We start from the raw sequence: 16,977 nt of genomic DNA on the forward strand, positions 1-16,977 counted from the left end.
GCAGAACGCTCGGTGGCGCCGTCGGCCTCGATCGCCCAGCAGCTTGCCGCGAAGCAGCGGGAGATCTCCGTCGCCGAGTTCTTCGAGCGGAACCGCCAGATCCTCGGCTTCGACAATCCCCAGCGCGCGCTCCTCACGACCGTGAAAGAAGCGGTCGACAACGCGATCGACGTGGGCGACGAGGCGCGCCTCCTGCCCGAGGTCGTGGTCGAGATCGCGAAGGAGGGCGAGGACCGGCTCCGGGTCGCGGTCACGGACAACGGGCCCGGGATCCTGCGCCGGGAGATCCCCAACGTCTTCGCCCGTCTCCTCTACGGCTCGCGCTTCCACTCCAACCGGCAGGCCCGCGGCCAGCAGGGGATCGGGATCTCGGCGGCGGTCCTCTACGCGAACCTGACGACCGCGCGCCCGGCCCACATCGTCTCCAAGGTGGAGGAGGAGGAGGCGGCGCACGTCCTCGATCTGTTCATCGACACCCAGAAGAACCAGCCGCGGATCGCCGCCGAGGACCTCGTGCTCTGGGACCGCCCGCACGGGACCCGCGTGGAGCTCGTCCTCAAGGCCCGCTACCAGCGCGGCCGCCAGTCGCCCTACGAGTACCTGCGCGGCACCGCCATCGTGAACCCCCACGCCCGGCTCGTCCTCGTCGAGCCGGACGGCGCCCGCGTCACCTTCGAGCGGGCCGCTCAGGAGCTGCCGCCGCTCGCGAAGGAGACGCTGCCCCATCCCTACGGCCTCGAGCTCGGCGAGCTCGGCTACCTGCTCAAGGCGAGCCGGCGTCCGAGCCTCGGCGAGTTCCTCGCGAAGGACCTCGCCGGGGTGAGCCCGCGCGCGGCGAAGGAGGTCCTCGCGCGCTCGGGCGTGGCGGCGCGCGTCGCCCCGGCGTCCATCCAGGGCGAGGCGCAGGAGCGCCTGCTCGCCGCGCTGCACGCGGCGCCGCTCGTGGCCCCGTCGTCCGACTGCCTGTCGCCGATCGGATCGCTCCTGATCAAGCGCGGCCTCAAGAACGTGCTCGGCGAGCTCAAGCCCGAGTTCTTCGCGCCGCCGGTGAGCCGCCCGCCCAAGGTCCACGCCGGCTTCCCGTTCCTGGTCGAGGTCGGCCTCGTCTTCGGCGGCGGGCTGGCGGCCGACCAGCCGGTCCAGATCCTGCGGTTCGCGAACCGGGTGCCGTTGCTCTTCCAGCAGGGCGCCTGCGCGATCACGAGCGCGATCGCGAGCATGGACTGGCGGCGCTATGGCCTCGAGCAGAAGGGCGGGGCGGGTCTGCCGGTCGGCCCGGCGGTGATCCTCGTCCACCTCGCCTCGACGAAGGTCCCGTTCACCAGCGAGGCGAAGGAGGCGGTCGCCGAGGACCCCGAGATCGACCGGGAGCTGACGCTCGCCCTGCAGGTCGCCGCCCGCCACCTGCGCACCCACCTGTCCCGGCGGAGCCGGCGCGACTTCGCCGGCGAGAAGTTCGCGATCATCCAGCGCATCCTGCCCAAGCTCGCGGAGAAGACGAGCCACCTTCTCGGTCGGCCGACGCCCGACCTCACTCCGGTGATCACGCGGATCATGGACGTCGTGAACCTGGAGCCGCGCGTCGCGCGCTCGCCCGACGCCGTGCGCCTCGAGCTCGAGGTGACCAACTACACGCCCCGCGCCCGCATCCTCGAGCTGTTCGTCGAGGTCCCGCCGGAGGCGTTCGCGCTCGCCGGCTTCGCGCCAGCGCCCGACGGCACCGAGCCGGCGCTCGGCCGCGCGTGGTGGACGCTCGAGAAGCTCGCCCCGAACGGCCGGACCCGCCTCGCCCTCACGTTCCCCCCCACCACCGACCTCGAGGCGACCGACCTCGACTGGTACGTCGCCGGGATCGACGAGGCCCACCTCCTCGGGGCGGATCCGCTGCCCGGGGACTGGGACGTCCGGCTGCCGCGCACGATCGTCGAGGCGGCCGAGGCGGCGGCCGCCGAGGGCGCGGCGGGGAACGGGGACGGGGAGGTGGACTACGATGCCGCGGAAGCGGGCGAAGGGCGCAGCGACGACGACTGACGAGGCGGACCTGCCCGCGATCCGGGCCGACGCGCTCGCGCCGACCCTCGGCCTCGCCGAGCAGATCTACGGCCAGCTCGCCTCGGGCGAGATCCCGCGGATGCGCCTGCCGCTGCGCACGAAGCAGAACCTCGCCTTCCAGTCGCGCGAGGGCGTCTGGCGGCTCGGGAAGGCGATGGGCACCCGCAGCGCGCGCAAGCTCGACGGCGCGCTGATGCTGCTGCGCACGTTCTACCTCGTCGACTTCATCAACGAGATGGCCCGGGACCGCAAGACCTCGACCCTGCGGGAGCTCTACTACATCAGCGAGGCGTGGGAGGATGCGAAGTTCCACAGCGAGGACGAGTCGAACCTCCTGATCGAGGACCTCGAGGTGATGTGCACGCGCCTGCGCGAGGACTTCCGACTGCACCCGGAGGAGAACGGGGCGAGCGTGATCGGCGACCTCACGATCAAGGAGCGCAACCGCAAGGGCGTGGTCAAGACGATCAACTGCCGCGACGACGTCGGCGACGGCGGCTACTCGCTGCCGTTCAACGTCGAGAAGGAGAAGATCGAGTTCGTCGGCACGAACGCGAAGTTCGTGATCGCGATCGAGTGCGGCGGCATGGTCGATCGCCTCGCCGAGAACGACTTCGACGAGCAGCGGGACGCGATCCTCCTCCACCTCAAGGGCCAGCCGGCGCGCTCGACCCGCCGGTTCCTGCGCCGGATCACCGAGGAGCTCCACCTGCCCGTCGTGGTCTTCACCGACGGCGACCCCTGGTCGTTCCGCATCTACGCGAGCGTCGCGTACGGCGCGATCAAGACGGCGCACCTGTCGAACTACCTCGCGACCCCGAGCGCCGAGTTCCTCGGCGTCACGGCGAGCGACATCGAGAACTACGACCTCCCCTCCGACCGGCTCAGCGAGCAGGACGTCCGCGCGCTCGAGGCCGAGCGGACCGACCCGCGCTTCTCGACGGCCGAGTGGCGCTCGGAGATCGAGCTGATGCTCAAGAACGGCAAGAAGGCCGAGCAGCAGTCGCTCGCGAAGTACGGCCTCAACTACGTGACGGACCACTACCTGCCCGAGAAGCTCACCGAGATGGGGATCCTGTAGGCCCCCCGCGCGGGCGCCGTCCGGCAGCCTTAAGGCCCCCCGGTTGGGTGCGGCCGCGATGATGTGGACCCGCGCCCAGCGCTACGTGGCCGAGTTCGTCGGGACGTTCGGCCTGCTCCTGTCGGTCACCGGAGCGGCCCTGCTCTCGCTCAACGTCGACGCCGGTTTCTACTCGGCCGACGCGCGCGTGCTGCTGATCAGCCTCGCGCTCGGGCTCGGCGTGATCGGCATGGTCTACGCCTTCGGCGACGTCTCGGGCGCCCACCTCAACCCCGCGGTCACGGTCGCGATGTGGGTCAGCGGGCGGACCAAGGCCGGCGACGTGGTCCCGTACATCGTGGCCCAGCTCGCGGGCGGCCTGCTCGCCGTCGGCGTGATCGCGGGCGTCGCCTACGGCTCGGCGCCGCTGTGGTCGGCGGCCCAGTCGGCGGCGCTCGCCTCGCAGGGCTACCGCGGGAACGGCGCGCCCTACGGCGTCGCGGTGGGCTCGGTCTTCCTGCTCGAGGTCGTCCTCACGCTGTTCCTGGTCCTCGTGATCCTGCGCTCGACCCAGCGCGAGAACTTCTCGAAGAACCTCGCCCCGGTCGGGATCGGCCTCACGCTGATCATGACCAACCTGGTCGCGATCCCGATCGACGGCGCCTCGGTCAACCCCGCCCGCAGCTTCGCGCCCGCGCTCCTGTCGGCGATGTGGCCCGGCGACCGCTGGGCGATCCAGCAGGACTGGTTGTTCTGGGTCGCGCCGATCGTGGGCGGCGTGCTCGCGGCCCTGATCGACCGCTACTACTCCGGCCGCGGCGGGTAGTCCGCGCTAGGCGATCCCGAACGCCCCGAAGGCCGCGGGAGCGAGGAGACGGTCCGCGAGCTCGCGGGGAGCGTAGACGAGCGAGCCCGACGGGCCCGCGACCCGGCGCCAGGCGATCCCCTGCTCGGAGAACTCGGCGCGTTCGGCCCCGACCTCCACCACGGGCTCGCTGAGCCGGACCGGCACGGTCGCGCCGTCGCGCGCGATCGCGAGGACCTCGTGGGGCTCGTCGAGGACGATCCAGGAAAGGGGGACGAGGAGCTTGAGGTGGACGAGGCGCGGCCGGAACTGGCTCTCGGACTCGGTCTCGGTCCGCGAGAACAGCGCGACCTCCTCCCCGTCGACCGGCGCGAGCCGCTCGAACTGGAAGGAGCGCTGGCGGAACTCGAGGACGTTGACCTCCAGGTCGGCCGCGTCGAGCACGACGCGCCGAGCGGCCCGGCGTACATAAGCGGGCGAGACGCGCGCGTGGCGCGCCGCCGTTTGCCGGGGCAGCGTTATAAACCGCGGACCGTACCCGCGCCGGTTCGGACGCTCTCGGATGAAACGCTCGTCGCGGGTCTGGAAGAAGCGCGGTCACATGCGCTGGAAGTGGCGCAAGAAGCGCATGCGACGGCGCATGCGGGCCCAGAAGATGCGACAGCAGTAGGCGCGGCGGTCGCTAGGCGGTCGCGCGCCCGGGCTCTCGGGCGAGGAAGAGCGCGACGAGCAGGATCCACAGCAGCACGCTGCCGAGGAACAGCCGTTCCAGCAGGCCGCCGGCGACCGCGCTCACCCGCGGCGTGAACACCCCGAGGGCGAGTTCGCCGACGACGAACACGATCACCAACAGCGCGAGCAGGGTGGCCCACCCCTGGGCCGGACGCAGGACGGGGGAGGACGCAAAGTGCGAGGACAATAGGTAGACGCCGATCGCGCCGCCGAGGAACGCGAGGAGCGCGACGACGAGGTGGATCGCTCCGTGCCAGGAGATCGGCGTCGCCGGCACGTCCGTCGGGAAGATCGCGAGGAGGATCGCCCCGACCCCCCAGATCGCCAGCGCGACCGCGCCTCCCCGGTACTCCCCCCACCCCCGGCCCTCCGGACGCACCGTGCGGTAGAATGCCCAGAGGAACAGCAGCGAGAGCGCGCCGCGCACGACGAAGTTGATCGTCATGATCCAGCCGTACGGGCCGACCGCGAGATCGCTCTCGGCGTCCTGGATCGCGCTGTAGTGCGGCGGCAAGAGCTGGACGACGATGTCCAGCACGGCGTAGACCGCGACCAGCAGCGCGACGAGGGCGAAGGCGCGGCGCGCGGAGAGCGGGACCGTCGTCGCCGCCACGGCTCACCGGCCGAGCCGGTCGAGCCGGCGGGCCGCCTTCGTCGTCTTCTTCCACTCCCGGTAGTGGTCGCGGCAGAGCGGGGCGCGCCGGCCTCGCTCGGGCAGCTGAGCGAACGCCTTGCGCGCCTCCGTGAGCGCGAGCCGGCGGACGGACGGCGCGCCGCAGCCCGGCACCAGGCACGGCTCCGCGGCGGCGGCCTCGGGGTCGGGCCCGCCCTCCCGATCGCTCATCGGCGCCCCGAGCGCTCGGCGATCCCCTGGACGATCTCGGGGATCTCGTAGGGAAAGCGGGCCACATGGGCCCCCGAGGCCTCGAGCGCGGCGACCTTGGTCGCCGCGGTTCCGCGCCCGCGCGAGATGATCGCGCCGGCGTGGCCCATCCGCTTGCCCGGCGGGGCGCTGCGCCCGGCGATGTAGGCGACCACGGGCTTCGTGACGTGGTGGCGGAGGTACTCGGCGGCGTCTTCCTCGGCGGTGCCGCCGATCTCGCCGACCATCACGATGAGGTCCGTCTCGGGATCCGCCTGGAACAGGGGGAGCGCGTCGACGAACGACGTCCCGACGACCGGGTCGCCGCCGAGGCCGATGCAGGTCGACTGGCCGAGCCCGTGCTCGGTGATCCCGTTCACGATCTCGTAGGTGAGGGTCCCGCTCCTTGAGATCACGCCGACCCGGCCCGGACGGAAGACGACGTTGGGAATGATCCCGACCTTGGAGGCACCGGGGGCCGCGATCCCCGGGCAGTTGGGCCCGATGATGCGCGCGCCCCTCGCGCGCGCGTAGTGGTACATCACGAGCATATCGTGGAACGGGATGTGCTCGGTGACGATCACCGCGAGTCGGAGGCCCGCGTCGACCGCCTCGAGCAGGGCATCCTTGGCGAAGGGCGCCGGCACGAAGATGCAGGAGGCGTTCGCGTGCGTCTCCCGAACGGCGTCCGCCACCGAGTCGAACACTGGGACGCCCTCGACCGCCGCGCCGGCCTTGCCCGGAGTGACCCCCGCGACGACGGCCGTCCCGAACAGCTTCATCTGCCGCGTGTGGACGGTGCCCTGGTGGCCGGTGATGCCCTGGACCACGACCCGGGTGTTCGCGTCGACGAGGACGGTCATGCAGACCCCCGCGCGGCCGCCACCGCGGCCTGCGCGGACTCCTTGAGGCTCGGGATCGACGTGATGCCGCTGCGTCGCAGGATCTCGATGCCCTCGGTCTCGTTGTTCCCGCGGATCCGCGCGACGAGCGGGAACCGGTCCGCGGGCGGTACCTGCTGCATGGCGGCCACCAGGCCGTTCGCGACCGTGTCGCACCGCGTGACGCCGCCGAAGATGTTGAGGAAGACGGCCTTGGGCCGCGCCCGGGCCATCAGCAGGAACGCCTCGGTGACCTTCTTGGGGTCGTCGGTTCCCCCGAGGTCGAGGAAGACCCCGGGCTCGCCCCCGAACTCCTTCAGCACGTCGAGGGTCGCCATCGTGAGACCGGCACCGTTCGCGATCACGCCGATGTTGCCGTCGAGCTGTACGAACGCTATCTCCTTCTCGCGGGCGATCTCCTCGAGCGGCGTCCGATCGTCGCGGATCTCGGCGTACTCCGGATGGCGGAACGCCGCGTCGTCCTCGATGACCACCTTCGCGTCCAGCGCGACGAGTCCCTCCCCCACGACCGCGAGCGGATTGATCTCGACGAGCTCCGCGTCCTCCGCGACGAAGAGCCGCCACAGCGACGAGAGCAGCGCGTCGAGGACCGTCGCCGGACCTCCCGACAGCCCGAGCGACCGAGCGATCTTCCGGCGCTCGTAGGCGGCGAGCCCGGGGAACGGGTCGACGGGGGTCCGGTCGATCGCCGCGTCGTCGACCGACTCGATCTCGACGCCTCCCTGCGGGCTCGCGATGACGATCGGAACGCGCAGTGAGCGATCCAGCGTGATCGAGAGGTAGAGTTCCTTGCCGATCGCGAGCTTCTCCTCCAGGAGGAGCTCGCGGACCTTCTCGCCCTTGAACTCGAGGCCGAGGATGGCGGCCGCGGCGTTCCGCGCCTCCTCGGGCGTGGACGCGAACCTCACCGCACCGCCCTTGCCGCGGCCCCCGGCGAGCACCTGCGCCTTGATCACGCAGGGGAGCGGGACGGCCCCGCGGCGGATCAGCGACTCCGCCTCTTCGGCGGAGCGGGCGACCTCGCCGCGGGGCAGCGCGATCCCGTAGTTCCGGAAGAGACGCTTACCTCGCCACTCCGCGAGCTTGACCATCCTCCGATGCTCCGGCGCGCCGATGCGGGGCCGATAATAAGAGCGGCGGTCCGGCGAACGACTCAGTGGCCCCGAACGCGACGTCGCGCCGTGCGGTGGCGGGGAGCGGCCCCTCGCGGAGTGGCCGGCGACACCGGGTCCAGGTTCGCGAGATCCCGTCCGACCTCGTCGAGCAGGAGGCCGGCAAACTCGATCTTCGGCCCGCGGATCCAGTGGGGGACCGTGCCCCGCCCGATCACGAGCGCCTCGGTGCTCGTGCTCCCCATCGAGGCGATGTCGTTCGCCACGACCCAGTCGACCCCGGACTCCGCCCGCAACGCCTCGCCCTCCTCCTCGAGCCGGCGGGCGGCCTCCCCCGCGAGCAGCTTGAAGCCGACCAGCCGGGTCGGGGGCGGGGCCCACCGGCGCAGTTCGGTGAGAACCTTGGGCGCTCGCGTGAGCGTGAGGGCCAGCTGCGGCTGGCCCCGGGAGGCGATCTTGCCGGAGCGGGGCTCGAGAGTGAAGTCGGAGAGCGCTGCCGGCACGAAGATCGCCGCGGCCGAGGCGAGGGCCGAACGGTGCTCGCGCGCGAGCGCGACGAGATCCCCGACGCTTCTCCACGAGCGCCGGGCCAGGTATGGCGGGACCGGCACCTGCATCGCGCCGGCCCAGAGCTCGACCTCGGCGCCGCGGAAGTGTGCCTGGGTCGCGAGGGCGACCGCCGTCGTTCCCGAACTCTCGTTGGTGATCGACCGGACGGCGTCCAGCGGCTCGCGCGACGCTCCACCGATCACGACCACCGATCGGCCGGTCCACGGACCCCGGCCCAGCCGGTGCAGCACCGCGGCCGCGACCTCCTCGGGGCTCGCGATCTTCTCCTCTCCCTCGGCGCTCGCGCCCGGGATGATCCCGACGCCCCAGCGGCGGAGCTTGTCGAGGCTCTCGGCGACCGCCGGGTTCTGCGCCATGTGCGCGTGCATCGCCGGGGCGATCAGGATCGGCACCCCGCCGCCGAGCGCCACCGACGCGCACGAGGTCACCGGGGTGTCGTCAATGCCGTGCGCGACCTTGCTGATCGTGTTCGCGGTGGCCGGGGCGATCAGGTAGAGGCTGACCCGGTCCTCCCCGGGCCCGAGCAGGGTCACGTGCTCGACATTGCCGGTCAGCTGCGTGACCGCCGGGTGGCCCGTGGCGAACTCGAGCGCCTCGGGAGTCACGATGCGGGTCGCCTCGGCGCTCATGACCGCGTTCACGTCGGCGCCGTGGCGGATCAGCTCCCGAACGATCTTCGGGACCTCGACCGCGGCGATCGAGCCCGACACGCCGACGAGGACCCGGCGCCCCTCGAGAAGGCGCGTTGTCCGGCCACGGATGACCCGACTCGGATGCACCGCCATCGCCCCCGGTAGGACCCCCGCGAGGATGCCCGCCCGTAAAAGAGCGCCCCGGGGCGCCGCGGTCCTTTATCTCCCCGCGGACTTCGAGCGCCGCATGGGCGAGCACCGGCCGTCCGGGGAGGACCCGCCCTCGGCGCCACCCGACCTCCCGTTGCTCGAGGGGCTCGAGCTACCCGTTCTCACCGCGACGAGCCAGTTCGCGGAAGTGGGCCGCGGGGTCGGTCGACCCAGGGCACCGGTGGCGCCGCGGGCCGTGCGTCGAGGGGTGGTCGTGTTCGATCTCGATGGCACGATCCTCGATGACCTGCACCGGATCAGCGAGGTAGCGGCCGACGTGATGCGGACCGCCTTCGGCACCCCGCGGGACGAGGCGCGGGTGCACTACCTCGCGACGACCGGGATGCCGTTCGAGGCCCAGCTGGCCCAGCTCTACCCGTCGGCCCCGGCGGCGCTGCGCGCCGCCACCGCGCGCACGTTCCACCAGCGCAAGGTCGCCGAGGCGTACGCGAAGGCGAAACCATTCGGCGAGGTCTCGAAGCTGTTGAAGCGCCTCGATGCCGAGAGTTGGACGCTCGCGATCTCCACGGGTGCCGAGACCGAGATGGCGGAGCTCTTGCTCGAACGGGAGGGCCTGCGCTACTGGTTCGACGAGGTACTCGGCTCGGCCGACGGCACCAAGCGCGAGCACCTGACCGAATATCGTCGTCGCTACCCCGGCGTCCCGATCTTCCTCGTCGGCGATTCGCGCTTCGACATGGAGGCCGCGGCGTCGACCGACGGGGTCATCGCGATGGGGCGGGCGTCGAAGCTGCCCGGTTGGACCCTCACGCCGCTCGACCTTCGCCGCTGGGGGGCGCGCTGGGCCGACTACTCGCTCTCCGCACTCCCTGCGGCGCTCGCACGGCTCGCGCGACCCCGCGCCCCGCGGACGCGGCGGGCATCGCCGACGCGCTCACGCGGGCCCCGACGGGCGCGTTAGGGCCGGGACCGAGACTCTCACGGCCCGGGGGTCGTCCCCGCGCCGCTTTGAACCCGGGTCGAGGGATCCACAGTCCCCCAGGATAGGCCAAGCTACCCCATCCCGGCCGCGACCGTTGGAGGTCGGAGCGGTACGAAAAGGTTTCCCCGCTCACGGCGGCGGGTCGCCGGCGCCTGGCCGGTTGGGATCGTAGCCGGCCAGCCAGCGACGCCGCGACCGGCGCTCCTCGGTCCCGACGTAGACGAAGAAGGCTCCGAAGCCGATGGCGAGCGCCGAGGCGAACCAGGCGCCGGCGTAGTACCACCCCGCACCGGCCCAAGCGAGCCCCACGGCGAGGGCGGCCCCGAGCCCGACGACGAGCGCTCCGCCCACGAGGAACGTCGTGTCCCGCATCATGTCCGATGCCTCGACCGGCGCGCCCGCGCGCGCCCCGCGCTCATCGGTAGGCCCACACGACGGCCTGGCCGAAGAACCGCCAGGGGACCCCGACGTGGGGGAATCCCGCGCGCTCCAGCGCGGCGACCTCCGCCGTCAAGGTGGAGGGACGGTCGAACCGCTCGTGATCGTGCCATACCTGCTGGGGGCTCGACCAGCTGCGGGCCCGCACGTGCGCGCCCTGGAAGCGCAGCGCGATCTCGGCGTACCGACTGTCGAAGACGGGGTCCTCGGGCAGGTGGTCGTCCGCGTCCCCGAAGTACCCACCGGGAGGAAGACACCGGTAGATGCGGCGGAACAGCCGCCGCTTTTCCGGCTCCGTCAGGTGGTGGATCGCGAGCGCGGAGACGACCGCATCGTAGCCCCGAAGCGGGAACCGACCCAGGTCCCCGGCGATCAGCTCGACGCGCTCCCGGTAGGGACGTAGCTTCGCCCGAGCGCGCTGGATCATCCGGGGGGACAGGTCGATGCCCGTCAGGCGCGCGTGCGGAAAGCCGCCGAGGAGCTGCGCGGTGAGGGTCCCCGTGCCGACGCCCAGCTCGAGGATGCGGAACGAGCGCGTCGCCACGAACGGGATCCCCCACAGGAGCGTCCGGTGGAGGTCGCTGTAGGCGGGCATCGACGCCCGCGCGGCGCGGTCGTACTCGCGCGCCTCCCGATCGAACTCGCGGCGCATGCCGCTCGCCGTCGCGCGTCGGGCCATCGCCCCCGGCAGCGGGTTCGGGGCTTAGGTTTCTCGGGTCCCGTCCAGCGCGTCGCAACGCTAATGACGCTCCCCGTCCCGGAGGGCGCCCCGGCACGAGGACCCCGTGAGCGCTCGCGGAGACCGAGACATCGCGTTCATCCTGGGAGCGCTCGCCGCGCTCCTCCTGATCCTCGCCGGGGGCCTGCGTCTCGTGCTTGGCTTCGCGTTCCTCGCAACCGGGACTCCGCACCTCGGCCTCGGGGAGCTGGGCAGCGCGCTCGTCTTCATCGTGCTCGGACTGCTCGTCGGCTTCTTTGCCATCCTGGGGCGCAGCCGGGGCGCCGAGCGCAGCCTCGCGGTCGGGGTGGTCCTGATCGTGCTGGCGATCGTGGGCTGGCTCGGTCTCGGATTCGCCGGCAGCATCCTCGCCCTCCTGGCCGCGGTGCTGGCGCTGGTGGCCGGGATCCTCTTCGTGGTCGCGGGACGCTAGCGCCGAGCGGCGCCGCGGATGCGTCCCGTCGGGGGACCTACGGGCAGGTGGTGGCCGTCGTGCAGTCGTTGATCGTCACGATGACGTTCGAAACCGACGGCGGGATCGTCGACGGCGTCCCGAGGCCGATGTAGAGGAAGACGGAGATCGCGGAGGTTCCGCTCGAGAGCAGGGTCGTAGAGGTGTCGAAGTAACCCGTGCCGAACGCGTAGTAGACCGTGGCCGGCGATCCGCTCGTCGGCAGGGTGAAGACGGTCTCGACCTGGACGTAGAATCCCGTGGCGTGCTGGCCCTGCGTCGCATTGAGTACCAGCTGGAGGGCCGCGTCCTCCGCGACCACCGCGTAGGTCGGGTCGACCGCAGAGAAGTAGTCGGCGCAGGCGCTGGTCGCGCACTGGTTGATCATCGCGTTGGTCCCGGCGTCCGAGCCGCCGGAGCCCGTGTTCTGAGTCCCCGCGACCGAGAGGGCACCCATCAGCTCGCTCGAGGGGGTCACGAGCGTGGTCGACTGCACCGTCTCGAGCGCGTTGCCCGGAGTGACGACGGTGATCCCGGAACTCTGGGGCGGCGGACTTTGGTTGACGAACGTCGCAGCGAACGCCCAGCTGGCAGAGATCGCGAGCAGCGAGACGATCGTGATCGCATAGACGGTCCTTCTCTCCATTTTGCCGGACATCGTCGCCAACCCTCTCGGTAGGGAATGAATTCTCGAACTACGTATTTATACGTATTGCGTCCGTGGGTACGGTCGGAGGCGCTCCGGCACGAGCGAACCGCGGGTCGATGGCCGACACGGCGCACCTCCGTGCGACGGCTCGGGCCCGTATGCCGACTGAGGCGGCCCCCGCGGAGTCGTTGGGCGACGGCCTCGCCGCGAGCTGGCCCCTTCTCGCCGCTGCCGCGGGCCTGTTCGTCGGGGCCGCGGTCGTCTTCGAGCGGGCCCCGCACGTGGGCCCGAGCGACTTTCCGCTCTGGGGCCTGCTGATCGCGCTCGGGTTCATCGCGGGCATCGGCGCCACGCTCTCCTGGTTCTACGCGACGAGCGCGACGACCGTCGCCCCGGAGGTGGCCGCGCCGAAGGCCGAGCTCGCCGGCGCGACCCGCCGTGCGCCGGCGGGCGAGGGAGGCCGGCCCGTCCCCGAGGCCCGTCGGGCAGACGACGGGGCGGCGGGAGCCGGGGCGTGGGACGAGACCCTTCTCGTGGCGCCGGCCGTGAGCCCGCGGGTCGTCCGGCCCCCGCCCGCGCTGTCGGAGGAAGAGGTCGATCGCGCGCTCAACGAGATCGACCGTATCGAGGAGCAGCTCTCCCGGCGGCCCGAACCGAAGCGGCCGCGCGGCGAGCCGAACGGACGCGCTTAAGAACGACGGGCCCTCGCTCCGTCGATGGCGCTGGTCCCGCTCGCCGGTGTCGATCGCACCACCCTGCGCTGGCTCCGCCGGACCGAGCGGCCGGCGGCCTTCGCGCTGCTCGCGGGCGAGTCGGCGGTCGCGGAGCTCGAGTGGAGCCGGGTCGACGGGAGCCTGGCGAGCGGTCGGACCGCCGATGCGGCCTGGACGCTCAAGCGGATCGGCTTCCTCCACCCCCGACTGACCGTGCGCGCCGCCCCGGGCGGCCCGGACGTCGCCCGGGTATCGATCCACTTGAACTACCACCGCATCGAGCTCGCCGACGGCGGCGCGTTTCGGTTCCATCGCGCAGGCCTCCTCGTCCCGGCCTGGAAGGTCAGCACGGAGGATGGGGCGGAGCTTCTCCACGTGGAGCCGGTCCGCGAGGGGCGCCGCCTCGTCGGCGGGGCCGTGATCGCGAGCGACGCCGGCGCCCGCGCCCCGGAGCTCCCGCTGCTCGCGATCGTGAGCTGGTACGTGATCGTGTTGGCGTGGTTCGAGGACGAGGCACTCGTTCCGTTCGAGGGCCCCGACGCCCCCGCGGGCGCCGGCTGACCTCGTCAGCGCTGGACCGACGTCGAGCGCAGCTGCGCGAAGCAGGCCGAGCAGAGGTTGTGCAGGCGCTCCCAGCCCTCGGCGGGAACGTCGGTGATGCGCGAGATTGGCGTCCCGCACTGGTCGCAGACGAGCTTGCCGTCGCGGATCATCGAGCGCGCCCCGGTTCGGGCGGCTCGGCCAGTCCGAACCCCTACTAAAGGGGAGGGCCGGGCGCGGGGAAGCCGAGCGCGCTGAGGAGCCGCGGGAACATGAGGTCGTAGCGGTGGCCGCGATCGAAGTGGGTCCCCTCGTACTCCTCGAAGTCGACGGCGGCGCCCTGCTGGCGAACCGCGGCGGCGAAGATCCGGGCGCTCACGTCCAGGCCGAACTCGTCCTGCGCGCCGGCGTCGACGTAGAGGAGGCGGATCCGGCGGGCCGCGCTGGCGAAGCGGGGCTCGGCGACGAAGCGCACGGGATCGCGCGCGAGCCACCGCGCCCAGACCTCGGGCCGTAGCGCGCCGGTCTCCAGGTCGAACGGGAGGTCGAAGCGTCCGGGCTCGTCCTCGATGGGAGAGTAGGCGGAGGCGTAGGCCATCGTGGAGAGCGCGCGAGCGCGCGGGTTGGAGGGGACGAACGGCCCGAGCGAACCTTCGAAGGCCTGGCGAAGGAACGCCTCGGGTCCGCCGGCTCGGCGGATGACCCGGAAGGCGATCGGAAAGTCGGGAGGATAGCAGTACTCGAAGTACGCGTCCCCCGCGTTCGACGCGAGCGCGCCGAAGACCTCGGGGAATCCCAGCCCTAGCGAGATCGCCCCGTATCCTCCGCTCGAGGTGCCGAGCACGGCGGTCGGACCCGTCCCGTACCGTCGCCGGACCCACGGAACAATCTCGTCGGTCACGTAGTCGGCGTAGCGACCGGTCGCGGAGGAGTTGAGGTACTGGCTGCCCCCGAGCGAGGTCAGGCAGTCCGGGCCGACCATGAGCGCCGGAGGCGCCGCCCCGGTGCGGATCAACCGGTCGAGTCGGCCGACGAGAGAGTCGTCGAGGAACTTGCCGCGCTGGAAGTGCTGGTGGCCCGAGCCGGAGTAGCCGCTCAGGAGCACCAGCAGCGGCAGTCCGTCGCGCGCCCCTCCCGGCGGGAGGTAGACGGGCAGGTCGCGGTCGGTCGGATCGTCCCACGGGTTGCCGCGCAGGACGGCGCTCGCGTGGCGGTGGATCTCGACCGTGCCCGCCAGGCGACGGGGGAACTGCACCTCGCTGCGGGCCTCGACGGGGACGCGCCAGGCCGGCATCTCGCGGGTTATCGACTCCCCGCGAGTTAAAGTCCGTGCGGTTGATGCGACGTGGCGAGGAGGGGCCCGGACGCGGGAATGACCGACGTGGAGCGCCTGGGCCGCTCGGCGTTCGAGGGAGAGCGCCTGCAGCGACCGGGAACCTGGGCGGTGGCGTTCCTCGCGGACTGGTGCCCGTTTTGCCGATCGTTCGGGCCGGAGTTCGAGGGGCTGGGAGGCCCGGGGGCCCACCGGCTGGCGATCGCGGACATCTCGGAGGTGGACGACCCCCGCTGGGAGACGTTCCACATCGACGTCGTTCCGACCGTGATCGTCTTTCGCGACGGCGCGAGCACCGCGCGACGGGATGGGGTCCTCGGTCGCGGTCTCGCGGATGCCGACCTCGCCGCCCTCCGCGCGGAACTCGAGCGCGCCTAGGCTAGGGCGGCCGGGCGCGCCGAGGGAGGGCGCGCGGGTAAAAGGCGGCGCGGACTGGCGCGGGCGTGACGACTGGGCCCGCGCCCCCGCCCGACGCCGGCCGACCGGTGGCCCTCGTGACCGGTGGCGGGACCGGCATCGGCCGCGCGATCGCCGCCGGCCTGGCCGCCGACGGCTACGATCTCGCCATCGCAAGCCGCTCGCCCACCCACCTCGCGGACGGCGCCGGCGAGCTGCGGAAGGGCGGGGCCCGCGTGCTGGCGATCCCGACGGACGTGCGCGTTGCCGAGCAGGTCGACCGGATGGTCGACGCGGTCCGGGCCGAGTATGGTCGGCTTGACCTGCTCGTGAACAATGCGGCCGGCAACTTCCTCGCCCCCGCCGAGAAGATCTCCCCGAACGGCTGGCGCGCGGTCGTCGGCATCGTGCTGGACGGAACGTTCCTGTGCTCGCGGGCCGCGTTCCCGCAGCTCGCCCGCGCGCCGCGTCCCTCGATCGTCAACATCGTTGCCGCCTACGCCTGGATGGCCGGTCCCGGCACCGCGCATTCGGCCGCCGCGAAGGCCGGCGTGCTCGCGCTCACGCGCACGCTCGCGGTCGAATGGGCCCGCCACGGCATCCGGGTGAACGCGGTCGCGCCGGGGCCGGTGCGCACGGAGGGCACCGACCGCCAGCTCTGGCTCTCCGAACCCCTCGTCGAGGCGATCCGGCAGGCGATCCCGCTCGCTCGCTTCGGGACGGTCGACGAGATCGCGGACGCCGTGCGCTTCCTCGCGAGCCCCCGCGCGAGCTACATCACCGGGCAGGTCCTCGCGGTGGACGGCGGCCAGTGGCTGGGCAAGGGCGTGCTCCCGCTCGTCGATGAGCTCGAGCAGCTCGCGCGTGCCGGGCCCGATCGGCGCGGGGGCGACGAACCCGTCAGGTGACCGGAACGTTCCGCTCGAGCAAGTAGGTGAGCACCACCCCGACGAACTGCTGGGGTCGCGTCAGGTGGGGCACGTGGCCCACGTCCGGCAGCTCGCGTACCTGGCCGTTCCGCAACAGCCGCGCCAGCGCCGCGGTGATCCGGTGGAGAAACGGCGGGCTCTGGCTTCCCTCGGTGAGTAGCACTGGGATCAGGAGCTCGGCGAGCGGCGCGGGCGCCGGTGAGAGGGTCTCGGGGTCGTCGAACTCCTCGACCCAGCGCGGTGCGTTCGCCCGGAAGCGGGCGCGGACGAGCTCGGGGAGTCGGTCCCAGGCGCCGGGCTCGCTCGAGAACTGGTCGACGAACTGGGCCGCGGCGGTCTCCACGTCCCCGGCGCGGACCAGCCGCTGGAGCGCCCGAATCCCGTCGAGCAGCCGTTCCGCCTCGGGCGCGGTCGCCGCGTCACCCGCGAGCAGCCCGACGTACGTGGGCTCGTGGGCGACCACGCTGCGGACCATCTCCGGCCGATCGACGGCGAGCCGGAGCGCGACCGCCGCGCCGTAGGAGTGGGCGACGACGTGGGCGGGGTACAGGTCGAGCGCCTCGAGCAGCCCGGCGAGGTCCGCCGCGTCGTCGTGGACCGGGCGCGTCCTCGGCACCGCAGGACTCGCCCCGTGGCCGCGCCGATCGTAGGCGACGACCTGCATCGACTGCTCGAAGCCCGGCACGACCTCCGACCAGCTAGAATGGTCGACCCAGGAACCGTGCACGAGGACGACCGGGTCCCCGGAGGTCCCGTGCAGCTCGTAGTAGAGCTGCGTCCCGTTCGCCTGCGCGCTCGGCATCGTCGCCCTCCGAGGGCGACGGGCGCCGTCGGCCCCTGCCGAGACCGCGTCGCGAGATAGCTTCGCGGTGGCGGCCCGGCGGCCTATATCCCGCGAGGGCCTCTTGCGCCCGAGGAGCAATCCTGAGC

21 protein-coding genes and 1 tRNA gene are annotated in these 16,977 nt (G+C 72.3%); 9 read left to right on the forward strand and 13 right to left on the reverse strand.

Features of this window, described 5'->3' with window-relative positions; all coding sequences use genetic code 11:
* Positions 1–12: 12 nt before the first annotated feature.
* From VEL82_07235 to VEL82_07245, 3 genes are read left to right on the forward strand one after another with little or no spacing between them, the layout of a single operon-like run.
* Positions 13–2,031 (forward strand): DNA topoisomerase VI subunit B, encoded by a 2,019-nt coding sequence (locus tag VEL82_07235; GenBank protein ID HXW67649.1) that lies wholly within the window; start codon positions 13–15, stop codon positions 2,029–2,031.
* Complete coding sequence (locus VEL82_07240) at positions 1,991–3,133, forward strand: DNA topoisomerase IV subunit A (protein ID HXW67650.1); 1,143 nt, start codon at positions 1,991–1,993, stop codon at positions 3,131–3,133. The genes VEL82_07235 and VEL82_07240 overlap by 41 nt, the downstream gene beginning before the upstream one ends.
* Positions 3,134–3,191: 58 nt before the next feature.
* Positions 3,192–3,938 carry an aquaporin gene (locus VEL82_07245; GenBank protein HXW67651.1) on the forward strand — a complete coding sequence of 249 codons (747 nt, stop codon included), beginning with the start codon at positions 3,192–3,194 and terminating at the stop codon, positions 3,936–3,938.
* Between the two features lie 6 nt (positions 3,939–3,944).
* Here VEL82_07245 and VEL82_07250 read toward each other — a convergent pair whose 3' ends face one another.
* The 6 genes from VEL82_07250 to coaBC form a co-directional block, all read right to left on the reverse strand.
* Positions 3,945–4,361, reverse strand: coding sequence for a hypothetical protein (locus VEL82_07250; GenBank protein HXW67652.1), 417 nt, complete (start codon positions 4,359–4,361; stop codon positions 3,945–3,947).
* A 238-nt stretch (positions 4,362–4,599) separates the two neighbouring features.
* Positions 4,600–5,262 (reverse strand): DUF998 domain-containing protein, encoded by a 663-nt coding sequence (locus VEL82_07255; GenBank protein HXW67653.1) that lies wholly within the window; start codon positions 5,260–5,262, stop codon positions 4,600–4,602.
* A 3-nt stretch (positions 5,263–5,265) separates the two neighbouring features.
* The gene (locus tag VEL82_07260; protein ID HXW67654.1) at positions 5,266–5,493 is read right to left on the reverse strand and encodes a hypothetical protein; all 228 of its coding nucleotides are present in this window, start codon (positions 5,491–5,493) and stop codon (positions 5,266–5,268) included.
* Positions 5,490–6,374, reverse strand: coding sequence for a succinate--CoA ligase subunit alpha (sucD, locus tag VEL82_07265; GenBank protein ID HXW67655.1), 885 nt, complete (start codon positions 6,372–6,374; stop codon positions 5,490–5,492). Before sucD ends, VEL82_07260 begins: the two co-directional genes overlap by 4 nt.
* Positions 6,371–7,504: an ADP-forming succinate--CoA ligase subunit beta gene (gene sucC, locus VEL82_07270; GenBank protein HXW67656.1), complete on the reverse strand. Its 1,134-nt coding sequence runs from the start codon at positions 7,502–7,504 to the stop codon at positions 6,371–6,373. Before sucC ends, sucD begins: the two co-directional genes overlap by 4 nt.
* A gap of 62 nt (positions 7,505–7,566) precedes the next feature.
* Entirely contained in the window at positions 7,567–8,880 is a 1,314-nt protein-coding gene (gene coaBC, locus VEL82_07275; protein ID HXW67657.1) for a bifunctional phosphopantothenoylcysteine decarboxylase/phosphopantothenate--cysteine ligase CoaBC, read from the reverse strand.
* A gap of 94 nt (positions 8,881–8,974) precedes the next feature.
* Between coaBC and VEL82_07280 the strand changes: the two genes are divergently transcribed.
* Positions 8,975–9,859 (forward strand): HAD hydrolase-like protein, encoded by an 885-nt coding sequence (locus VEL82_07280; GenBank protein ID HXW67658.1) that lies wholly within the window; start codon positions 8,975–8,977, stop codon positions 9,857–9,859.
* On the opposite strand, the gene VEL82_07285 is transcribed toward VEL82_07280, so the two are convergent.
* From VEL82_07285 to VEL82_07295, 3 genes are all read right to left on the reverse strand, one after another.
* Positions 9,860–9,966 (reverse strand) — tRNA-His (locus tag VEL82_07285).
* Between the two features lie 43 nt (positions 9,967–10,009).
* Entirely contained in the window at positions 10,010–10,255 is a 246-nt protein-coding gene (locus VEL82_07290; GenBank protein ID HXW67659.1) for a hypothetical protein, read from the reverse strand.
* A gap of 40 nt (positions 10,256–10,295) precedes the next feature.
* The gene (locus VEL82_07295) at positions 10,296–10,997 is read right to left on the reverse strand and encodes a class I SAM-dependent methyltransferase (protein HXW67660.1); all 702 of its coding nucleotides are present in this window, start codon (positions 10,995–10,997) and stop codon (positions 10,296–10,298) included.
* Positions 10,998–11,103: 106 nt separating this feature from the next.
* On the opposite strand from VEL82_07295, the gene VEL82_07300 reads away from it, so the two are divergent.
* Entirely contained in the window at positions 11,104–11,469 is a 366-nt protein-coding gene (locus VEL82_07300) for a hypothetical protein (GenBank protein ID HXW67661.1), read from the forward strand.
* Between the two features lie 37 nt (positions 11,470–11,506).
* Here the strand turns inward: VEL82_07300 and VEL82_07305 are convergent, their stop codons facing one another.
* The gene (locus VEL82_07305) at positions 11,507–12,145 is read right to left on the reverse strand and encodes a hypothetical protein (GenBank protein HXW67662.1); all 639 of its coding nucleotides are present in this window, start codon (positions 12,143–12,145) and stop codon (positions 11,507–11,509) included.
* A 149-nt stretch (positions 12,146–12,294) separates the two neighbouring features.
* On the opposite strand from VEL82_07305, the gene VEL82_07310 reads away from it, so the two are divergent.
* A complete protein-coding gene (locus VEL82_07310) occupies positions 12,295–12,828 on the forward strand; it encodes a hypothetical protein (GenBank protein ID HXW67663.1) in 534 nt (177 codons plus the stop codon).
* 24 nt (positions 12,829–12,852) lie between these two features.
* Positions 12,853–13,410 carry a hypothetical protein gene (locus tag VEL82_07315; protein ID HXW67664.1) on the forward strand — a complete coding sequence of 186 codons (558 nt, stop codon included), beginning with the start codon at positions 12,853–12,855 and terminating at the stop codon, positions 13,408–13,410.
* 5 nt (positions 13,411–13,415) lie between these two features.
* Here VEL82_07315 and VEL82_07320 read toward each other — a convergent pair whose 3' ends face one another.
* Positions 13,416–13,562: a hypothetical protein gene (locus VEL82_07320; protein HXW67665.1), complete on the reverse strand. Its 147-nt coding sequence runs from the start codon at positions 13,560–13,562 to the stop codon at positions 13,416–13,418.
* Positions 13,563–13,606: 44 nt separating this feature from the next.
* Positions 13,607–14,683: an alpha/beta hydrolase-fold protein gene (locus VEL82_07325; protein HXW67666.1), complete on the reverse strand. Its 1,077-nt coding sequence runs from the start codon at positions 14,681–14,683 to the stop codon at positions 13,607–13,609.
* 78 nt (positions 14,684–14,761) lie between these two features.
* Here VEL82_07325 and VEL82_07330 point away from each other — a divergent pair, with 78 nt between their 5' ends.
* Both VEL82_07330 and VEL82_07335 read left to right on the forward strand, forming a co-directional pair.
* Complete coding sequence (locus tag VEL82_07330; GenBank protein HXW67667.1) at positions 14,762–15,100, forward strand: thioredoxin family protein; 339 nt, start codon at positions 14,762–14,764, stop codon at positions 15,098–15,100.
* Positions 15,101–15,165: 65 nt separating this feature from the next.
* Positions 15,166–16,026, forward strand: coding sequence for an SDR family oxidoreductase (locus VEL82_07335; protein ID HXW67668.1), 861 nt, complete (start codon positions 15,166–15,168; stop codon positions 16,024–16,026).
* On the opposite strand, the gene VEL82_07340 is transcribed toward VEL82_07335, so the two are convergent.
* The gene (locus tag VEL82_07340) at positions 16,019–16,849 is read right to left on the reverse strand and encodes an alpha/beta hydrolase (protein HXW67669.1); all 831 of its coding nucleotides are present in this window, start codon (positions 16,847–16,849) and stop codon (positions 16,019–16,021) included. The genes VEL82_07335 and VEL82_07340 overlap by 8 nt on opposite strands.
* Positions 16,850–16,977 lie beyond the last annotated feature (128 nt).

Source organism: Thermoplasmata archaeon (assembly GCA_035622275.1).
Lineage (GTDB): Archaea > Thermoplasmatota > Thermoplasmata > Lutacidiplasmatales > UBA184 > Lutacidiplasma.

Bases quoted from the DNA above. Each gene is read 5' to 3' on its own strand.
- VEL82_07240 (HXW67650.1), top strand. From the start codon at position 1,991: ATGCCGCGGAAGCGGGCGAAGGGCGCAGCGACGACGACTGACGAGGCG.
- VEL82_07245 (HXW67651.1), top strand. From the start codon at position 3,192: ATGATGTGGACCCGCGCCCAGCGCTACGTGGCCGAGTTCGTCGGGACG.
- VEL82_07260 (HXW67654.1), bottom strand. From the start codon at position 5,493: ATGAGCGATCGGGAGGGCGGGCCCGACCCCGAGGCCGCCGCCGCGGAG.
- sucD (HXW67655.1), bottom strand. From the start codon at position 6,374: ATGACCGTCCTCGTCGACGCGAACACCCGGGTCGTGGTCCAGGGCATC.
- sucC (HXW67656.1), bottom strand. From the start codon at position 7,504: ATGGTCAAGCTCGCGGAGTGGCGAGGTAAGCGTCTCTTCCGGAACTAC.
- coaBC (HXW67657.1), bottom strand. From the start codon at position 8,880: ATGGCGGTGCATCCGAGTCGGGTCATCCGTGGCCGGACAACGCGCCTT.
- VEL82_07280 (HXW67658.1), top strand. From the start codon at position 8,975: ATGGGCGAGCACCGGCCGTCCGGGGAGGACCCGCCCTCGGCGCCACCC.
- VEL82_07290 (HXW67659.1), bottom strand. From the start codon at position 10,255: ATGATGCGGGACACGACGTTCCTCGTGGGCGGAGCGCTCGTCGTCGGG.
- VEL82_07295 (HXW67660.1), bottom strand. From the start codon at position 10,997: ATGGCCCGACGCGCGACGGCGAGCGGCATGCGCCGCGAGTTCGATCGG.
- VEL82_07305 (HXW67662.1), bottom strand. From the start codon at position 12,145: ATGTCCGGCAAAATGGAGAGAAGGACCGTCTATGCGATCACGATCGTC.
- VEL82_07310 (HXW67663.1), top strand. From the start codon at position 12,295: ATGCCGACTGAGGCGGCCCCCGCGGAGTCGTTGGGCGACGGCCTCGCC.
- VEL82_07315 (HXW67664.1), top strand. From the start codon at position 12,853: ATGGCGCTGGTCCCGCTCGCCGGTGTCGATCGCACCACCCTGCGCTGG.
- VEL82_07320 (HXW67665.1), bottom strand. From the start codon at position 13,562: ATGATCCGCGACGGCAAGCTCGTCTGCGACCAGTGCGGGACGCCAATC.
- VEL82_07325 (HXW67666.1), bottom strand. From the start codon at position 14,683: ATGCCGGCCTGGCGCGTCCCCGTCGAGGCCCGCAGCGAGGTGCAGTTC.
- VEL82_07330 (HXW67667.1), top strand. From the start codon at position 14,762: ATGACCGACGTGGAGCGCCTGGGCCGCTCGGCGTTCGAGGGAGAGCGC.
- VEL82_07340 (HXW67669.1), bottom strand. From the start codon at position 16,849: ATGCCGAGCGCGCAGGCGAACGGGACGCAGCTCTACTACGAGCTGCAC.